Genomic DNA, 14,905 nt, shown 5'->3' with positions numbered 1-14,905 from the left:
CCGAAGTAAGCCTTTTATAAATAAAATCTAGTTTATCTAATTAACCACACGTAGGAGTACTTAGAACACCAGTATCACCAAAGCCAATTTTGTAACCTGTACCAGAAGCAGTTGATGTAGCTTGCGTATAAAGAATTGTACAATTACCAGAAGAAGCACCGTTTTCTAGATAAAATTGAGTTGAATTAGTTGGAGTTCCAGCTTTTGATTTAAAACCACTTAACTCAATTGAATTTTTAACATCTGTCGCAGCAGGGAAACCATATACAGTGGCAACACCAGTACCATTTGCAGCTGAAGTCGAAGCTAGCTTAGCCTCTTCACCATTAATAGCCGCTTTAGAGTAAACAATATTTGCCGCACTATGTAATGCAGCTTCAACACCTTTAAGTGTAGATTCTTTAGCATCATCTTGAAGATTAATAAATTTCGGCACTGCCGTTGCAGCTAAGATACCTAGTACAATAATTACGATCACTAATTCGATTAGTGTAAAACCTGCATTTCTTTTCATTTTAGCTCCAAAAACATTTTAGTATAAATTACATGAACATATAATCGGTAGTACATCCACCTAATTTACATTTATGCACGTCTTAGTATATTTTTCATACTATGCCAAAAAATAGACATTTACACTAGTTTTTTTTCATTAATTTGGCTTCATCACAATATCCTGCCTACCTATAAAACCCTAAATTGCAGCTGCCGAAACAATAAAGAATATGATGCACCATAAGCCATTAGTTAATACCATAGTGGTGGTTCAAGGTTAACCTTAACCTTGAACCACTCCCATCATATCCCACATCGGCACAAAAATACCCAGTGCTAAAATCAATACCATCACAGCAACAATGCAGATCAGTATCGGTTCGATCTTCGCGGTCAGCGATTGTAATTCATAATCCACTTCGCGTTCATAAAACTGGGCCGCTTCTAATAACAAATCATCCACTTGACCTGTTTCATCACCCACCGAGATCATTTGTAAAATAAGCGGGGTAAACATACCACTTTCACTCGCCGTTATAGTCAGACTTTTACCTTCTTCAATACCTGCTCGCATACCTAAAATACGCACTTCCATCCAAGCATTATTCACGGTTGATGCCACCAGTGACAAACTGTTATTCAGGGGGACACCGCCCCTGAGCATCAACGAAAAGCTGCGTGCAAAACGAGATAACAAGGTTTTTTCAATCACCGGACCAATAATGGGAATGCGAATAGTGAACAGCCCCCAACGTAATTTGCCTTTATCAGTTTGAATATAATATTTAAACCCAATAACAGCGGCAATCACCGCAATAATAATCAGATGCCAATAATTCACAAAAAAAGCCGATGAGGCTAATAATGTCCGTGTTGCCCACGGAAGTTCAACACCAAACTTATTAAACATATTAGCAAACGTCGGAATAACAAAAATATTCAAGATCACCATCGCGCCTGAAATAGCGATTAATACAAAAATAGGATAACGCACAGCACTGGCAATACGACGTCGAGTATCCATTTCTAATTCTAAATAATTGGCGATTTGTAAAAATGAATCATCTAAACGACCGGTATTCTCACCCACGCGCACAATGGAAACAAAAATAGAGGCAAATACATGCGGGTGTGCAGCCATGGATGCCGATAGTGTATTACCACTGTTTAAGCGCACAACCACATCATTAAGCACGTCTTTAAGCTTCGCATGTGAACTCGATTCTGATAAACCTTTGATCGCACGGATCATCGGAATACCGGCTCGCGTCAGTGAGTACATCTGCCGAGCAAAAATAACTAACTCGGCCAACGGGATCTTCGGTGTCAGCAACTGACTAAGATCAATGTTGTTACCACTGCGGCTCGCCACTTTAATGTCAGTAGGGGTAATACCTTTAGCCATTAACGATTGTACTAATGCATCTTGGTTCTGCGCTTCTTGTTTACCAGAAACAGCATTGCCTTGGCTATCGCGGCCTTTATACGTAAAATGTGGCATTGGCTAACCTTCATCGTCCTGTTTACTGACCACTGCGGTCCAGCGCTCTAACCGCGTTGACCAAACGTAACATATTTTCAATATCAACATTATCGACGTTATCTAACTCCCTGACATTGGCGGCAATATTGGCTCCCAAGGTATTAGAAACAGCGGGTTCACTCACACTAACAGTGGCTGAATGATGGCTATCCGTGCTGATGTCACTCTCGCTGTCATGATCATCAAGGGTCACTTCATCTGCCAGTTTTAATACTTCCTCAATAGAGGTCAAGCCTTGCTTGGCAAAATCCAGCGCTGACAAGATTAATGGACGATAATGTTTACTCTTACGTGCTTCGACCTCAAATTCAGCCACCGATTCACGTCGTAATGCATCCCCCATCGCATCATTAATTTCCAATAACTCAAATACGCCAATACGACCACGGTAGCCGCTGTAATTACAACTTTGACAACCAACGCTACGATAAAACTGTTCATCAACTAACGGCGCTTTGGCCATTTTTTCTAAACAATAAAGTTCACTGCTGGTCAGCGCATGGTTGCTTTTACATTGGTTACATAATTTGCGCACTAAACGCTGAGCAACAACCGCCCGTAATGCCGCACCAATTAAATAACCCGGAGCGCCCATATCCATTAACCGTAATGCACACGTGATCGCGTCGTTAGTATGCAGTGTCGATAACACCATGTGACCCGTTAATGCACCACGTAAACCAATTTCGACAGTTTCCTGGTCACGCATTTCTCCGACTAATAAAATATCCGGATCCTGACGTAAACAAGCACGCAGAATATGCGCAAAGTCTAAACCAATCTTAGGATTTACCTGCACTTGACTGATCCGCGGTAAACGGTATTCCACTGGGTCTTCCACGGTAATAATCTTTTTACCCGGTTCGTTTAACTCACTCAAGGCAGCATATAAGGTGGTAGTTTTGCCACTACCGGTCGGCCCAGTTACCAATACCATGCCATGAGGACGGCGGATCAAACCACGTAAGCGTTTTATCAAGTCGGCAGGCATCCCGGTACTTTCTAACTGGAAAATACCGGAATCTTGATTCAGTAATCGCATGACCACAGATTCACCGTATTGCACCGGCATAGTCGACATACGTATATCAATCGATTGATTACGTATCTTTAAGTTAAAGCGGCCATCTTGCGGTAAACGTTTTTCAGAAATATCTAAACCGGCCATTAATTTTAACCGTAATACCAACGCGGGTACGATAGCCACTTCATTCAAGACACTTTCTTGCAGCACGCCATCAACACGTAAACGAATACGCAGCGCGTTTTCATCGGGTTCAATATGAATATCCGAGGCGCCCACTTGCACCGCATCCTCAAACACCGAGTTAAGAAATTTAACCACGGTGGCTTCACTCGAGGCATCCTCGACATCTCTAAAAATATCAAATTCTTGCGCTGGTCTATGCTCATTTTCTAACTGCCCCGCAAACGCTTCAATGTCTTTGGTGCGACGGTATAAGCGGTCATAGGCGGGTAATAATTCACTTTCTCTCACAATCGCAAATTCAAGTTGATACGCCGATAGTAGATTTGATATCGCTTCAACCGCGCTTAAATCTGCGGGATCACTTAACGCAATCGTAAGTACATCATGTTCGGCTTTTACCACTAATGCCCGGTGACGGCGCGCGTGTACTTCCGGTAACTTCATCACGCTTTGTGGATCGATAGTCAGCGTGGCAATATTTAAAAATGGAATATCCAACTGTTGCGATAAAAAATTCAGCAGTTGCTCTTCCGTAATAAAGCCGAGATGCGTTAACGTGGCCCCGAGTTTACGACCACTACTGCGCTGTTCTTTTAACGCTAAACCAAGCTGTTCATCACTGATGATGCCTTCACCAACAAGTAAGTCACCCAGTCGTTGTTTTAATTTTAATTGCGCCATTACTGTTTCTCCAACTGGGTAATGCGAGCATTAATATAATTACGTGATGATGCCGATAGCTGCCCCATGTTTTGTGCCGTGTGATAAGCGTTTAACGCTAACGTCACTTGCTTGGCTTTATCTGCGGAAATACCCAGTCCTAACCACCATTTGGCACGGTTAGGCTCGTGATCGGTCAAGGTCTTATAAGCCGTTAATGCGCTATCCAAATCATCTAGACTTTGTGCCAAGCCAGCGAGGAGCGCGTAATAATCAACATTACCTGCCACTTCCGGTCGGTGTGGTTTAAGGTAATAATAGGCTTGTTGTTTATTTTTATTTTTTAAATAAATACGAGCCAACATTAACCGGAAATTCGTATACTCAGGCGATACACTCAAGCCTTCTTGCAACAAATTAACCGCAGATCGTGTTCGCTGCTCACCATATAAAATAGCGGCTAATGTTTCTCTAGAAAAATTATGTTTTTTATCAAAGGCTAATACCTTATAAAATAGTTTCTTAGCCCGTTCTTTATCACCCACCAGTAATGCACTATCCGCTTGTTCAGCATATAACTGCGCTTGCTGCAGAGACGTTCGCGTTACCGCTTTAATGGATACACGGTCTTCGATATGCTCAGGAATAGGCGTTGTCGCCTTAACGTGTTTAGCAACAGTTTGCGGTGCTGTAACGGTGACAGCTTCAATCGTTATCGGCGTTAGCTTCTCGACACGAGCAACTGCAATTTTTTTAACATAGGTCATTTTAGTTACTGCTGAGCCAGCGACTTTATTTGTGCTGTTTACCACTGCTACCGAAGTGTCAGTTACTGGTTCGACAGTCAATTTAGCCACCACGGTTTTCGTCACGATAAGCGGCTCATTAACTTGGGTATTATTGTCGCGGCTTACAGCTGGCACGACACTATGGTGTTGCACACTCACTGTTGTTGCACGACTTTGTTGTTGTACAAACAAATAGCCCGCTAACGCAGCAAAAATAACAATTGAAGAGAGTAATACGATGACGAGTTTATTTTTACTTTTTGGCGCAGCAACCATCACCGCACAACTCGGTTCAGCATCAGTCTGCTGCGGGCCTTTCTCTAGGCCTTGCAGCATTTGATTAATCACACTCACAGTATTGATTCTCCAAACCACCAAATGACTACAATAATTTCAATCACTAAAATAGCCACCATTATCGGTAACCGGAGATTACGTGGCTGAATGGCACTCTCTGTATCTTGTATCGCGAGTTTAACTAACTTGGTATTAATATTCCGCACATTTTCGCCATAACTTAACATTAAGCATTTGTTCGCCAATATATTGATTAAACGTGGAATACCACCACTAGCCTGATGTAATAATCGCAATGCTTTGGCTTCAAACAACGGCGCACCTCGATAACCCGAGACCGTTAACCGATGTTCAACATAGCTCGAAGTTTCATTGGCGAGTAAAGGACGTAGTTGGTAAGAGAAAGTAATACGCTGACGTAACTGACGTAAATTGTCTTGCTGCAAACGCGTGTCTAATTCCGGCTGACCAAATAACACTACTTGCAGCAATTTTTTGCTTTCAGTCTCTAAATTACTAATTAAACGCAAAGCCTCCAATGTTTCATGTGGCAACACCTGCGCTTCGTCAATTAACAGCACGACTTGTTTATCCTCTGCTGATAATGCAATTAAACGATGATTTAAGGCTTCGGTTAATTGGTGCTGATCTAAACTTGCATCAATACCTAATTCACTGGCAATCGCCGCCCGTATTTCATTTGGCGTTAAATACGGATTAGGTAAATAAGCGATGACATAATTGTCGCCAAGCTCATTCAGCAATTTTCGGCAAATGAGTGTTTTACCCGTCCCTACCTCACCCGTTACTTTAATAAAACCTTCGCCAGCAGCAAGCGCGGTCGTCAATACTTGCAGCGCTTCAAAATGGGGCACTAACGGATGGTAAAATTGCGTGTTGGGGGTCAGACCGAACGGTACTTCGGTCAAACCAAAATGCGCTTTATACATTACTCTTGCTCATGTGTTAATTCAGTTGGATACCATTGCTCGAGTAATTCAGCCGAGCGCTCTAGTTCAATACGCCAGGTATTTTGATCAACCACAATCGGTTTAATTAAAATAATCAATTCTGTTTTTTGTATCGACTGAGAACGACTGGTAAAGAGTTCCCCTAACCAAGGAATATCGCCTAAAAATGGAATTTTAGCCACGAGGTCTTTCTTCGCAGTTCTCATCAAACCGCCAATCACAATAATTTCACCACTTTTTGCTTTTACCACAGTATCAGTTTCACGCACTTCACTTTTCGCCAACGGTAACTCAATACCAGCAACAATCTTACTTGAGTCAGTGACCTCGATAATCGACGGATGAACGTGTAATAATACCCCGCCATCGCTATCAATTTGCGGTGTAACATCGAGCGCGATACCAGAGAAAAATGGAGTTAACACAACATTTTGCTCAATAGAATCATCGTCTGATGATAGTGATCTGGTACTGCTATAACCCGTCACAAAGTATTCATCACTGCCGACTTTAATTACCGCCTTTTGATTATTCAGCGCTGTGATCCGTGGACTAGAGAGGACGTTGACATCACCTTGGGTTTTTAACAAATTAATCGCCGCACTAAAATCATTGCCTGCCAGTGTTAATACGCTGGCACCAGACGCGAGATCAGTAATATCACTAATACTAAAATTGAACGATGTATCTGTTGCGACGTTGCTATTATTGACGTTCCAATCAATACCTTGCTTATAACCGTCATTTAATGTCACTTCCATGATTTTCACTTCAAGCAAGACTTGACGTTGTAAATTCTGCTCAGCTTTAGCCAGAAAATCTTTGATCTTACGAATATCTTTTGGATAACCCTGTACTGTCACTAAACCAGCCTGTGGGCTGATGATCACCTGGGTCTCTTTTTGATTCGCGGTTAACGCTAATAAAGTATGCTCTAATTCCGCCCAATAGTCGGTATCAGTTCGCGTTGAAATTTCGGTTCCGGTACTGCTTGATGACGAGTTTGATGAACGGTCATCATCAGAATAATTGCTCGACGAATTATTATCGGTGAGATAACCCGAGCTAATCGAGCTATTTGATAACCCATTACGCTTCATCAATAAATAATTCATTGGGATAATTTCGGTGCGAACGCCGGCACCATTAACACGGTAGGTATTACCTTGACGCTTAATATCATAGCCATACATATCAGCAACCGCATCCATGGTTTCCGCAATCGTCACATCATTGAGCACTACCGTGACTCGACCCGAAACATCGGGACTAACGGTTAAATTATATTTAGTGCCTTTTAATAACGAACCAAAGAATTGACGCGCTGAGACTGACTTAGCCGAAATATCCATACGCGGCTCAATGACCGGACGGTTTAACGCGTCATGACCATCGAATTCTGGTAACAATTCAGCACTCACATCATCAGGGACAGTCCAAGCTTGTTGTTCTGCATCAGCTCGATCTAGTTCTGCTTGAAGAAATGCTTTGATCTCCACAGGCTCAAGCGAACTACGCGTTGTTTCGCAACCCGTTAAAAACGCCCCTAAAATAATTGCAAGATACCACTTGTTCATAATTAAATCTGAGCCTTAATGTTTAATTTCGCTGCCGAATAATGACAATCTAAATTCTTTATCGTTACGTATAAAATACACAAAATCGTCGGTAATGCGACGTACCTGAAAGCCCGATATCCAGCTGCCAGCAGCGACTTCGTTATCGTTCATGATGGCGATATGGCTATTATCTCGCACAAAAATAGCCTGTAAGCGGGGGATCTGAACCTTTGTTTTATTTTGACTGCGCACAACGGGATCTGCCCCCCCCCAAGGACCGGTTGGATCATCAAGTACATGACCATTAATCACACCTTGACCGGCTTGCGCAATGCTTAAGCTTAATAGTATGAATATAGGCAGTAGTCGTTTAACCACGAATAAACTCCTTATTGATACTCAAGGTATAGATTTCCATTACCACTTCGGCGATTGGATATTCTTGCATTTGATAATCAAATACTTGCCAATAAAATTTCTTAGGTAATTGCTCAATTGAATCGAGGTAGGCTTGAATGTCAAAAAATGTGCCAGTCATCGTAATGCGTAAACCATGACGATAAAGCAATACTTCAGCACCGCTCGAGTCGAGCATGGTATCAATATTACTGGTCAGCGCTGGCGGGTTGGTCATGTCATCCACATTGAGATCTTTGTCTTTGCGACTCGCCAATTTTGGTTTAGCTTTACCCTGCTCTTTTGCTAATGCCCGCTTATTACTCTTACCCGTGATTATCGTTACCGGTAATGATTCAATGGCGATCAACTTCACCTGTTTTGCTCGACTTAATACATCACCAAGCACCAAAGCCATTTGATTTGAATTGATTAAATCTGCAGTCAGATCCGTTAATTTACCATTGGCTTTATTAAGCGCATTTTCGGCACGTGAAATACGCAATTTTATCACTTTATTCGGGTCGGTCGCCAGTACATGCTGTAACTCAGCGAGTGTAAAATCATGCTGGCGTTGCTGTTGGTCTAAAGACGACAATTGCGATGTTAGCTGTTTATTACGGGTATAGCTTGGTGCCAGCACAAAACTATCAATAACATAAATAATCGATGCGACTAATGACACGACAATAAGGATACGTTCACGCATCGATAATTGTCTGAATTTATCATTCATCGTAAGCCAATGTTGCTTCATCATTTACTGGCCTCCGTGATCACCTGATTCGTCAAGGTAAACACGATAATGTCGTCCTCATTACGGCTAATATTTAACCGGCTAAACTCTCGCCCTTGCAACGATTCAGCGGCCGAAAATTTACCAATCCAGCGTGGTATCGCATCATGATTCCGAGCCAGACCAGTCAATGTCATATTCTCACCCGCTACACGAATTTGAGTGATGCGAATATCTTTATCTCGCTGTGCTGCCAGATCAGACATCAAGATAGCAAAACCACTGGTTTGTACCTGTGCCAATTCAGACAGTTGCACAAGTAACTCATCACGGTATTGTAAGCGGGTATTCAATAATGCTAATTGTTGATCTAACGCTGGATTTTGCACATGACGCGCAACCTTAGCAGATAATACGTCGACTTCATCTGCTAACTCACTCACTGCTTTTTTCGCAAGTGCCACTTTGTGCGTTAGCAAGCTATTTTCATTTTCAGACAGTATGGTCAATGTCAGCATCAGCAGTATAGAACTGACAATAGCAACAATCGCCAGCGTTAAGGTAAGACGCTCTTTCTTTGGCCTAAACGCCTGCGTATATAAATTTACGCGAGTTTTCATCACAGTTGTTCCAACGCGCCGCCAATGGCAGGTAAAAATCCAGTATCGACATTCTCAGCAATAAACGCATGCTTTAACGGCGTCACCGGAATGGTAAAGTTAAGTTGAAGGCGGGCAATTAGCGGTGCTAAAATCGCACTCGGCAAAGCTAAGTTAATTTCTTTTACTTCAGGTAACTTTAATTGACTCACAACAAAATCAGCTGAGCGTTGAATTTCTAAACTAAAGTTATCTAATAGCGCGGTATCAAGTTGATCTTCCTGTAAATCACGTAATCGCGAAAAACCACGTAAGCGTCGTGAGAAATACAGCTGATTATCATGAATAATCGTCAAATTAATTTCTTGGTGATCCTGCTGAGCAATTAACATTTGGGTACTTTTTCGATCATCATTAGCACTGGTATTAAATAGATTGGCTGTCGCTAATTCCTCAATACCGATAGTCACCAGTTCGAGTTTTGCTTGCTGGATTGCCGTAATAATTAATTCAACCAAATTTTTCGGACAATAAACGAGATTAATTTTATTTTGATTCGGAACCGAAAAATAATCAAAGACAACTGTATCAATTGCTTCATTAATGAATTCTTTAGCAATGAAGGGTAATGTACTGGACACTTCATCATCTGGCACATTTGGCTTATCAATTTGCAATAACTGATACAGTTGATTCGACAGCACCACATGGCAAGTTGCAGCCTGCAGATTATGTTTTGAAATCAGCTTGCTCAGGGTATTAATCAGTTCTGAAACATCATTAAACGCACTTGAGTCAAGTACTGCAATAGCCTCATTACCCGCTGACAAGGCACAAATATCAACGCGCTGTTTAGCAATAAAAACACCCAGTTTTGCTTGTGTATGACGATTTTTCAACCAGGGTATACGCATAAACTCTATTGCACCTAAATATAATGAATACTTAATTATAAATCACTTGATAGCCATCATACTTCAATCAGCTTTAAGTAGTAAGCAAAGTGTGAGATTAGCACAATAACAATCTTTTAAAATAGTAACATCATCACCGTAAAGTCACTTTAAGACTCTGCCAATACTCTGACTTGATTACAAAAATAACCTTGAGCTCCATACACACCCAGTTTATAGAGGGCATCCCATTCATCTTTCGACTCAACACCAACAGCGACCACCGTCGTGACCAAGTTAACAGAGCCACCAAGAATACTTCGAATCGCTAATTGATTGATTTGGCGTTTATGTAAATCACGCACCAAACTCGGGTGGAGCTTAATAACGTCCACGTTTAACTTCTTAATATAAGAGGAATCCACCACATCCTGACCAACCATATCCACAGTGATGCAACAACCGAGTGTTTTAAGGTTTTTAGCCGGTTCTAATAACATCTCTAGATTACGATTAATTTGATATTCATGGATCTCAAAATACAATAATGAACGTAATGCCGTGGGTAAGCGAATAATATCTAAGTACACAGCGCGCATAAAACGCTTATCTAAATAACTTTGAATATCTAAATTTATCCCGCAGGCAATAGGCTCATTCATCTCTAAATTAGAAATTGCATATTCCACAGTCAAACGGTCAATACGTTTCAATACACCACACTTCTCTGCCATCGGCAAAAAGACCCCAGCATGAATCCATTCATTATTTTCATCTTGCAATCTTGGGTAAATTTCATGACCTAATACCTGATTATCAGCCATGCTTAGAATTACTTGCTGCTCGTAATGAAACGCATTATTCTTAAAAGTTTGCTCAAACAAGCTACGCCATTTTACGGTACCTTTGGCATAGATAGGCGTTTGCTCATCTTGCTCATATAAAAACCAACCTGAACAACCTTGTAACACCGCAATTTTTAAGGCTTGATCAACGTTTTCTAATACCTCTTCTGCCTGTTCGCCATAATGATAGATAGCGACACCAGTATAAAATAACTCATCGCAATCGACCGGCGTTGATAAGCCCACTCTGGTTAGCAGTTTATACAGCTGCTTCAGCACAATTTCAGATTCCGACCCGGTGATCCTAGGTAGCAAAATCATAAACTGATCACCGCGGTAGCGCGCCAGTACAGACCCAGTAAAACGGTCGACAAATTTACTTAACAGTTCACTGACCGATTTCACCATTCCGTCGACATCTGCAACACCATGGTTATAATTTAATTGTGATAATTCATAGAGTTCAATCTTGATAACGGTACCCGCGATGACACCGGGATCGGATAACATCGCTTCTAATTGATTTAAAAAGAAATCACGATTACCAATACCAGTAGATGCGTCAACAAAGGCATTGGTACGCATATAAGAATCAAAACGACTACGCTCTTGTTTGGTATCTTCGAGATCCGCAATGAGTTTATCAAACGCACGGCTGGTTGCTTTGGGCCACTCAGACTCAGAACCCACCGCTACTTTAACGTGATCGCCATTGAGGATCTTATAACTGCGCGTGGACAGTAATTCAGCCCCATACATGCCCTTTTTAAGCAACCGAATGGCAATAACTAACCCGAACAAAGCAATGAGTAACCCCATAGTTACACCGGTGAATAATTCCGGTGGGTATTCCATCGCATAATACGGCGAAAGCATGACAACTTTAACCGTGAAATCACTATTTTCTTGCAACTCAAAATGGTATTCTTTCAGAAAGGAAGTGACGGCAAAGGTATCTGGCGTTAGCGCCTTAAAGTCGTAACTGACGATGCCATTTTTTTCCACCGTAAGCTCTAATACCGAATGCGCACGTAATAATTCGGGCAGCCAGAATGCAAAGCGTGGTTCGCTGTCTTCCATTGCCAACTGCTCATCCATCACATCAATCAATCGAGAGATATTTTGTTTTTGGGTTTCAATCGCGAGACCACGTAAACTAACGCCGCCGCCGAACAGCACCACACCGACTGATGAGAGCACACAAAAAATAATAAAACCAATCAGTTTATTAGTGAATTTCATATATTCTTATACATCCCTATATCAGAATCTAATTTTGTAAAATTTAATATTACCGACGATAACGAACTTACCGTATCTGCACAGATTCTACTTCATTTTATCGCGAATAACAGATAAAACACCCAACACGACACACGGTGTCATGTTGCAAGTTCGCGAGAAATTAACAGCTAAATAGTAAAAAACCCCGAAAAATCGAGGTTTTTATATCATCTTGTTAAGCAACAATGATGTATCAATATGTCCGTTTAAGCCGGGAGCTAGAACGGGATATCATCATCAAAATCAGCTGAAGGTTCGTTAAAACCTTGCTGCGGAGCTTGCTGTTGAGGTGTCGAAGTCGGATCTGGAGTTTGCTGCTGTGGCGCCTGTTGTGATGCTTGCTGTGGTTGTTGGTTACTATTATTATAACCGCCACCCTGTTGTTGCGGTTCAGCAGCAGATTGTTGTGGTTGACCCCAATCCGCATTTTGATTCTGCTGTTGTGACTGTTGGTTACTATTACTATTGTAAGTACCGCCACCTTGCTGCTGTTGTTGACCGCCTTGACGAGCACCAATCATTTGCATTACACCGTTAAAACCTTGTACTACTACTTCTGTAGTGTAACGGTCTTGGCCATTTTGATCTTGCCATTTACGTGTTTGTAATGCACCTTCAATATACACCTGTGAACCTTTACGTAAGTATTCACCTGCAATTTCAGCTAATTTACCGAATACTGCAACACGGTGCCACTCTGTTTTCTCACGTTGTTCGCCAGTTTGCTTATCTCGCCATGATTCACTTGTCGCAATTGTTAGATTGGCAACCGCGCCACCATTTGGAAATGAGCGGATTTCAGGATCATTACCTAAATTACCAAGAATAATTACTTTATTTACGCCACGACTGGCCATGCTAGCTCCTGTGCTGTTCACGAACCAGGTTCAAAGCCTGGTCTATTTCAAAATCTTTAGTCGCTTTTAAATAAGCAACCTGCTCTTCTAATACTACTACAGCTTCATTAATACCGGAAAGCGATATTAGCTTTTCGGCGATTAATTCAGCTTCTCTTTGATTTGCGATCGTCACTGCGATGGTATGCGCCTTCACTTGACCGACATTTTCTAAACCCAAAGAAATACCAAACCACACTATCATTACAGCAGCAATGATAAAGAATAAACCTTGTGAACCCAGTTGAGAATATAAGCTACCGGCGATAATACCACCACAAAATGCACCCGCAAATTGTGATGTTGAATAGATGCCCATTGCCGAGCCCTTTGCACCCGCAGGTGCCGACATCGAGATCATCGCTGGTAACGAGGCTTCTAAAAAGTTAAAGGCGGTAAAATACAAAACGATAGCAAGTGCAAACAACCATACACTACCACTTGCAAAACCCATTACACACAGCGCAAGGCCCATTAATGCAATCGCGAATAAGAAAAATTGTTTATTCATTTTCTTTTTCGCCGCAATAATCAACATAGGTACCATCAGTACGAATGATAGCAGTAATGCCGGGAAATATACCCACCAATGGTGCTCACCAACCAGTCCTGCCGCTTCTAATTCAAATGGCAGTGATACAAATACCGCCGTCAGAGTTAAGTGTAATAAAAAAATACCAACATCGAGACGCAATAATTGCGGATCACGCAACATGGATCTTAACTTGTTGCTATTGGTACTCGCATCACCAGCAGGTGCTTTGGTTGTCGGGTTTGGTACAATATAATGCACCACCAACATACCCACAATAGCCAATGCTGCGGTGACAAAGAAAATACCTTTAAGGCCGATCCACTGTGCTAAAACCGGTCCAGCCACCAGCGCAAAAGCAAAGGACAGTCCGATACACATACCGATGACAGCCATCACTTTCGGTCGTTGTTGCTCACGGGTTATATCAGCCGCTAACGCAAGAATGGCACTGGCAACAGCCCCCGTACCTTGGATTATGCGTCCAAACGCCACACCGTAAACGGAATCAGCCATACCTGCAACAATACTGCCTAAACAAAACAAACCTAAACCAGCAATAATAACCGGCTTACGACCGATACGGTCAGATAATTGTCCCATTGGTATTTGCAATATCGCTTGGGTTAACCCATAAGCACCAATGACGATACCGACCCAAAGTGGTGAATAACCAATTAAATCGCGTCCATAAATAGCAAAAACCGGCATGATCATAAATAAACCAAGCATTCTTAAGCCAAAGACCAATGCTAACGACACTGCTGCTTTTTGCTCTAATTTAGATAAAGCCACATTATCCATAATTAACCCATCAACCCCTTAATATTTACAGCGCCATGTTAACACGTCATTCCAGCTGACAATAAAATTTTATTTAAAACAACCACAATGATGCTAGCCATGCTTTAGCATTAACAAAAAACAAAAAACAAAAAACAAAAAACACCGTAAAACACCAAGTTAATACTATCTAACGAAATAAAACGCCAATATAATTGGCTAACACAATGAAAACAAAAGTTTTACAGCCTATTAAACCATCAATATAACTAAAAGATAAAAGTATGAGTCGAGATAAAACTCAATGCCAACTTGACTCATTTATGCCACCCCGATATGTTAACTACATTTAACACCTTAATTAAGTCATTAGCTAAGTTTAATCGCTTTATAATGCAATTAAGCATAGATATGGATA

General features: G+C 41.5%; 13 protein-coding genes. All 13 read right to left on the bottom strand.

All coding sequences use genetic code 11. From position 1 onward, the window contains the following. Positions 1-40: 40 nt before the first annotated feature. The 13 genes from MORIYA_RS21635 to MORIYA_RS15230 all read right to left on the bottom strand — a co-directional run bounded on the left by MORIYA_RS21635 (position 41) and on the right by MORIYA_RS15230 (position 14,508). Positions 41-514, bottom strand: coding sequence for a type II secretion system protein (locus tag MORIYA_RS21635; RefSeq protein ID WP_112716490.1), 474 nt, complete (start codon positions 512-514; stop codon positions 41-43). 264 nt (positions 515-778) lie between these two features. Further along, on the bottom strand, positions 779-1,996 hold the full coding sequence (locus MORIYA_RS15285) for a type II secretion system F family protein (RefSeq protein WP_112716488.1): 1,218 nt from the start codon (positions 1,994-1,996) through the stop codon (positions 779-781). A gap of 22 nt (positions 1,997-2,018) precedes the next feature. Beyond that, positions 2,019-3,929, bottom strand: a complete 1,911-nt coding sequence (locus MORIYA_RS15280) for a GspE/PulE family protein (protein WP_112716486.1) — start codon at positions 3,927-3,929, stop codon at positions 2,019-2,021. Then, complete coding sequence (locus MORIYA_RS15275; RefSeq protein WP_112716484.1) at positions 3,929-5,050, bottom strand: tetratricopeptide repeat protein; 1,122 nt, start codon at positions 5,048-5,050, stop codon at positions 3,929-3,931. Before MORIYA_RS15275 ends, MORIYA_RS15280 begins: the two co-directional genes overlap by 1 nt. Continuing rightward, positions 5,047-5,943, bottom strand: coding sequence for an ExeA family protein (locus MORIYA_RS15270; protein WP_112716482.1), 897 nt, complete (start codon positions 5,941-5,943; stop codon positions 5,047-5,049). The genes MORIYA_RS15275 and MORIYA_RS15270 overlap by 4 nt, the downstream gene beginning before the upstream one ends. Continuing rightward, positions 5,943-7,541, bottom strand: coding sequence for a pilus (MSHA type) biogenesis protein MshL (mshL, locus tag MORIYA_RS15265; RefSeq protein WP_112716480.1), 1,599 nt, complete (start codon positions 7,539-7,541; stop codon positions 5,943-5,945). The genes MORIYA_RS15270 and mshL overlap by 1 nt, the downstream gene beginning before the upstream one ends. Before the next feature lie 15 nt (positions 7,542-7,556). Beyond that, positions 7,557-7,901: an MSHA biogenesis protein MshK gene (locus tag MORIYA_RS15260; RefSeq protein WP_112716478.1), complete on the bottom strand. Its 345-nt coding sequence runs from the start codon at positions 7,899-7,901 to the stop codon at positions 7,557-7,559. Continuing rightward, positions 7,894-8,679 carry a glucose-6-phosphate isomerase gene (locus tag MORIYA_RS15255; RefSeq protein ID WP_112716476.1) on the bottom strand — a complete coding sequence of 262 codons (786 nt, stop codon included), beginning with the start codon at positions 8,677-8,679 and terminating at the stop codon, positions 7,894-7,896. Before MORIYA_RS15255 ends, MORIYA_RS15260 begins: the two co-directional genes overlap by 8 nt. Then, positions 8,676-9,275: an MSHA biogenesis protein MshI gene (locus MORIYA_RS15250; protein WP_112716474.1), complete on the bottom strand. Its 600-nt coding sequence runs from the start codon at positions 9,273-9,275 to the stop codon at positions 8,676-8,678. The genes MORIYA_RS15255 and MORIYA_RS15250 overlap by 4 nt, the downstream gene beginning before the upstream one ends. Next, positions 9,275-10,168, bottom strand: a complete 894-nt coding sequence (pilM, locus tag MORIYA_RS15245) for a pilus assembly protein PilM (protein WP_112716472.1) — start codon at positions 10,166-10,168, stop codon at positions 9,275-9,277. The genes MORIYA_RS15250 and pilM overlap by 1 nt, the downstream gene beginning before the upstream one ends. Before the next feature lie 149 nt (positions 10,169-10,317). Then, positions 10,318-12,234 carry an EAL domain-containing protein gene (locus MORIYA_RS15240; RefSeq protein ID WP_112716470.1) on the bottom strand — a complete coding sequence of 639 codons (1,917 nt, stop codon included), beginning with the start codon at positions 12,232-12,234 and terminating at the stop codon, positions 10,318-10,320. Between the two features lie 260 nt (positions 12,235-12,494). Further along, positions 12,495-13,133: a single-stranded DNA-binding protein gene (gene ssb, locus MORIYA_RS15235; protein WP_112716468.1), complete on the bottom strand. Its 639-nt coding sequence runs from the start codon at positions 13,131-13,133 to the stop codon at positions 12,495-12,497. A 1-nt stretch (position 13,134) separates the two neighbouring features. Next, positions 13,135-14,508: an MFS transporter gene (locus MORIYA_RS15230; RefSeq protein WP_112716466.1), complete on the bottom strand. Its 1,374-nt coding sequence runs from the start codon at positions 14,506-14,508 to the stop codon at positions 13,135-13,137. Positions 14,509-14,905: the final 397 nt, after the last annotated feature.

The sequence above is a fragment of the Moritella yayanosii genome, assembly GCF_900465055.1.
Taxonomy (GTDB): domain Bacteria; phylum Pseudomonadota; class Gammaproteobacteria; order Enterobacterales; family Moritellaceae; genus Moritella; species Moritella yayanosii.
Note: the sequence above shows the minus strand (reverse complement) of the source record. Positions and strands in the feature narration are given on the sequence as shown.

Bases quoted from the DNA above. Each gene is read 5' to 3' on its own strand.
- MORIYA_RS15250 (WP_112716474.1), bottom strand. From the start codon at position 9,275: ATGAAAACTCGCGTAAATTTATATACGCAGGCGTTTAGGCCAAAGAAA.
- pilM (WP_112716472.1), bottom strand. From the start codon at position 10,168: ATGCGTATACCCTGGTTGAAAAATCGTCATACACAAGCAAAACTGGGT.
- MORIYA_RS15270 (WP_112716482.1), bottom strand. From the start codon at position 5,943: ATGTATAAAGCGCATTTTGGTTTGACCGAAGTACCGTTCGGTCTGACC.
- MORIYA_RS15230 (WP_112716466.1), bottom strand. From the start codon at position 14,508: ATGGATAATGTGGCTTTATCTAAATTAGAGCAAAAAGCAGCAGTGTCG.
- MORIYA_RS15240 (WP_112716470.1), bottom strand. From the start codon at position 12,234: ATGAAATTCACTAATAAACTGATTGGTTTTATTATTTTTTGTGTGCTC.
- MORIYA_RS15255 (WP_112716476.1), bottom strand. From the start codon at position 8,679: ATGATGAAGCAACATTGGCTTACGATGAATGATAAATTCAGACAATTA.
- MORIYA_RS15285 (WP_112716488.1), bottom strand. From the start codon at position 1,996: ATGCCACATTTTACGTATAAAGGCCGCGATAGCCAAGGCAATGCTGTT.
- MORIYA_RS21635 (WP_112716490.1), bottom strand. From the start codon at position 514: ATGAAAAGAAATGCAGGTTTTACACTAATCGAATTAGTGATCGTAATT.
- MORIYA_RS15280 (WP_112716486.1), bottom strand. From the start codon at position 3,929: ATGGCGCAATTAAAATTAAAACAACGACTGGGTGACTTACTTGTTGGT.
- ssb (WP_112716468.1), bottom strand. From the start codon at position 13,133: ATGGCCAGTCGTGGCGTAAATAAAGTAATTATTCTTGGTAATTTAGGT.
- mshL (WP_112716480.1), bottom strand. From the start codon at position 7,541: ATGAACAAGTGGTATCTTGCAATTATTTTAGGGGCGTTTTTAACGGGT.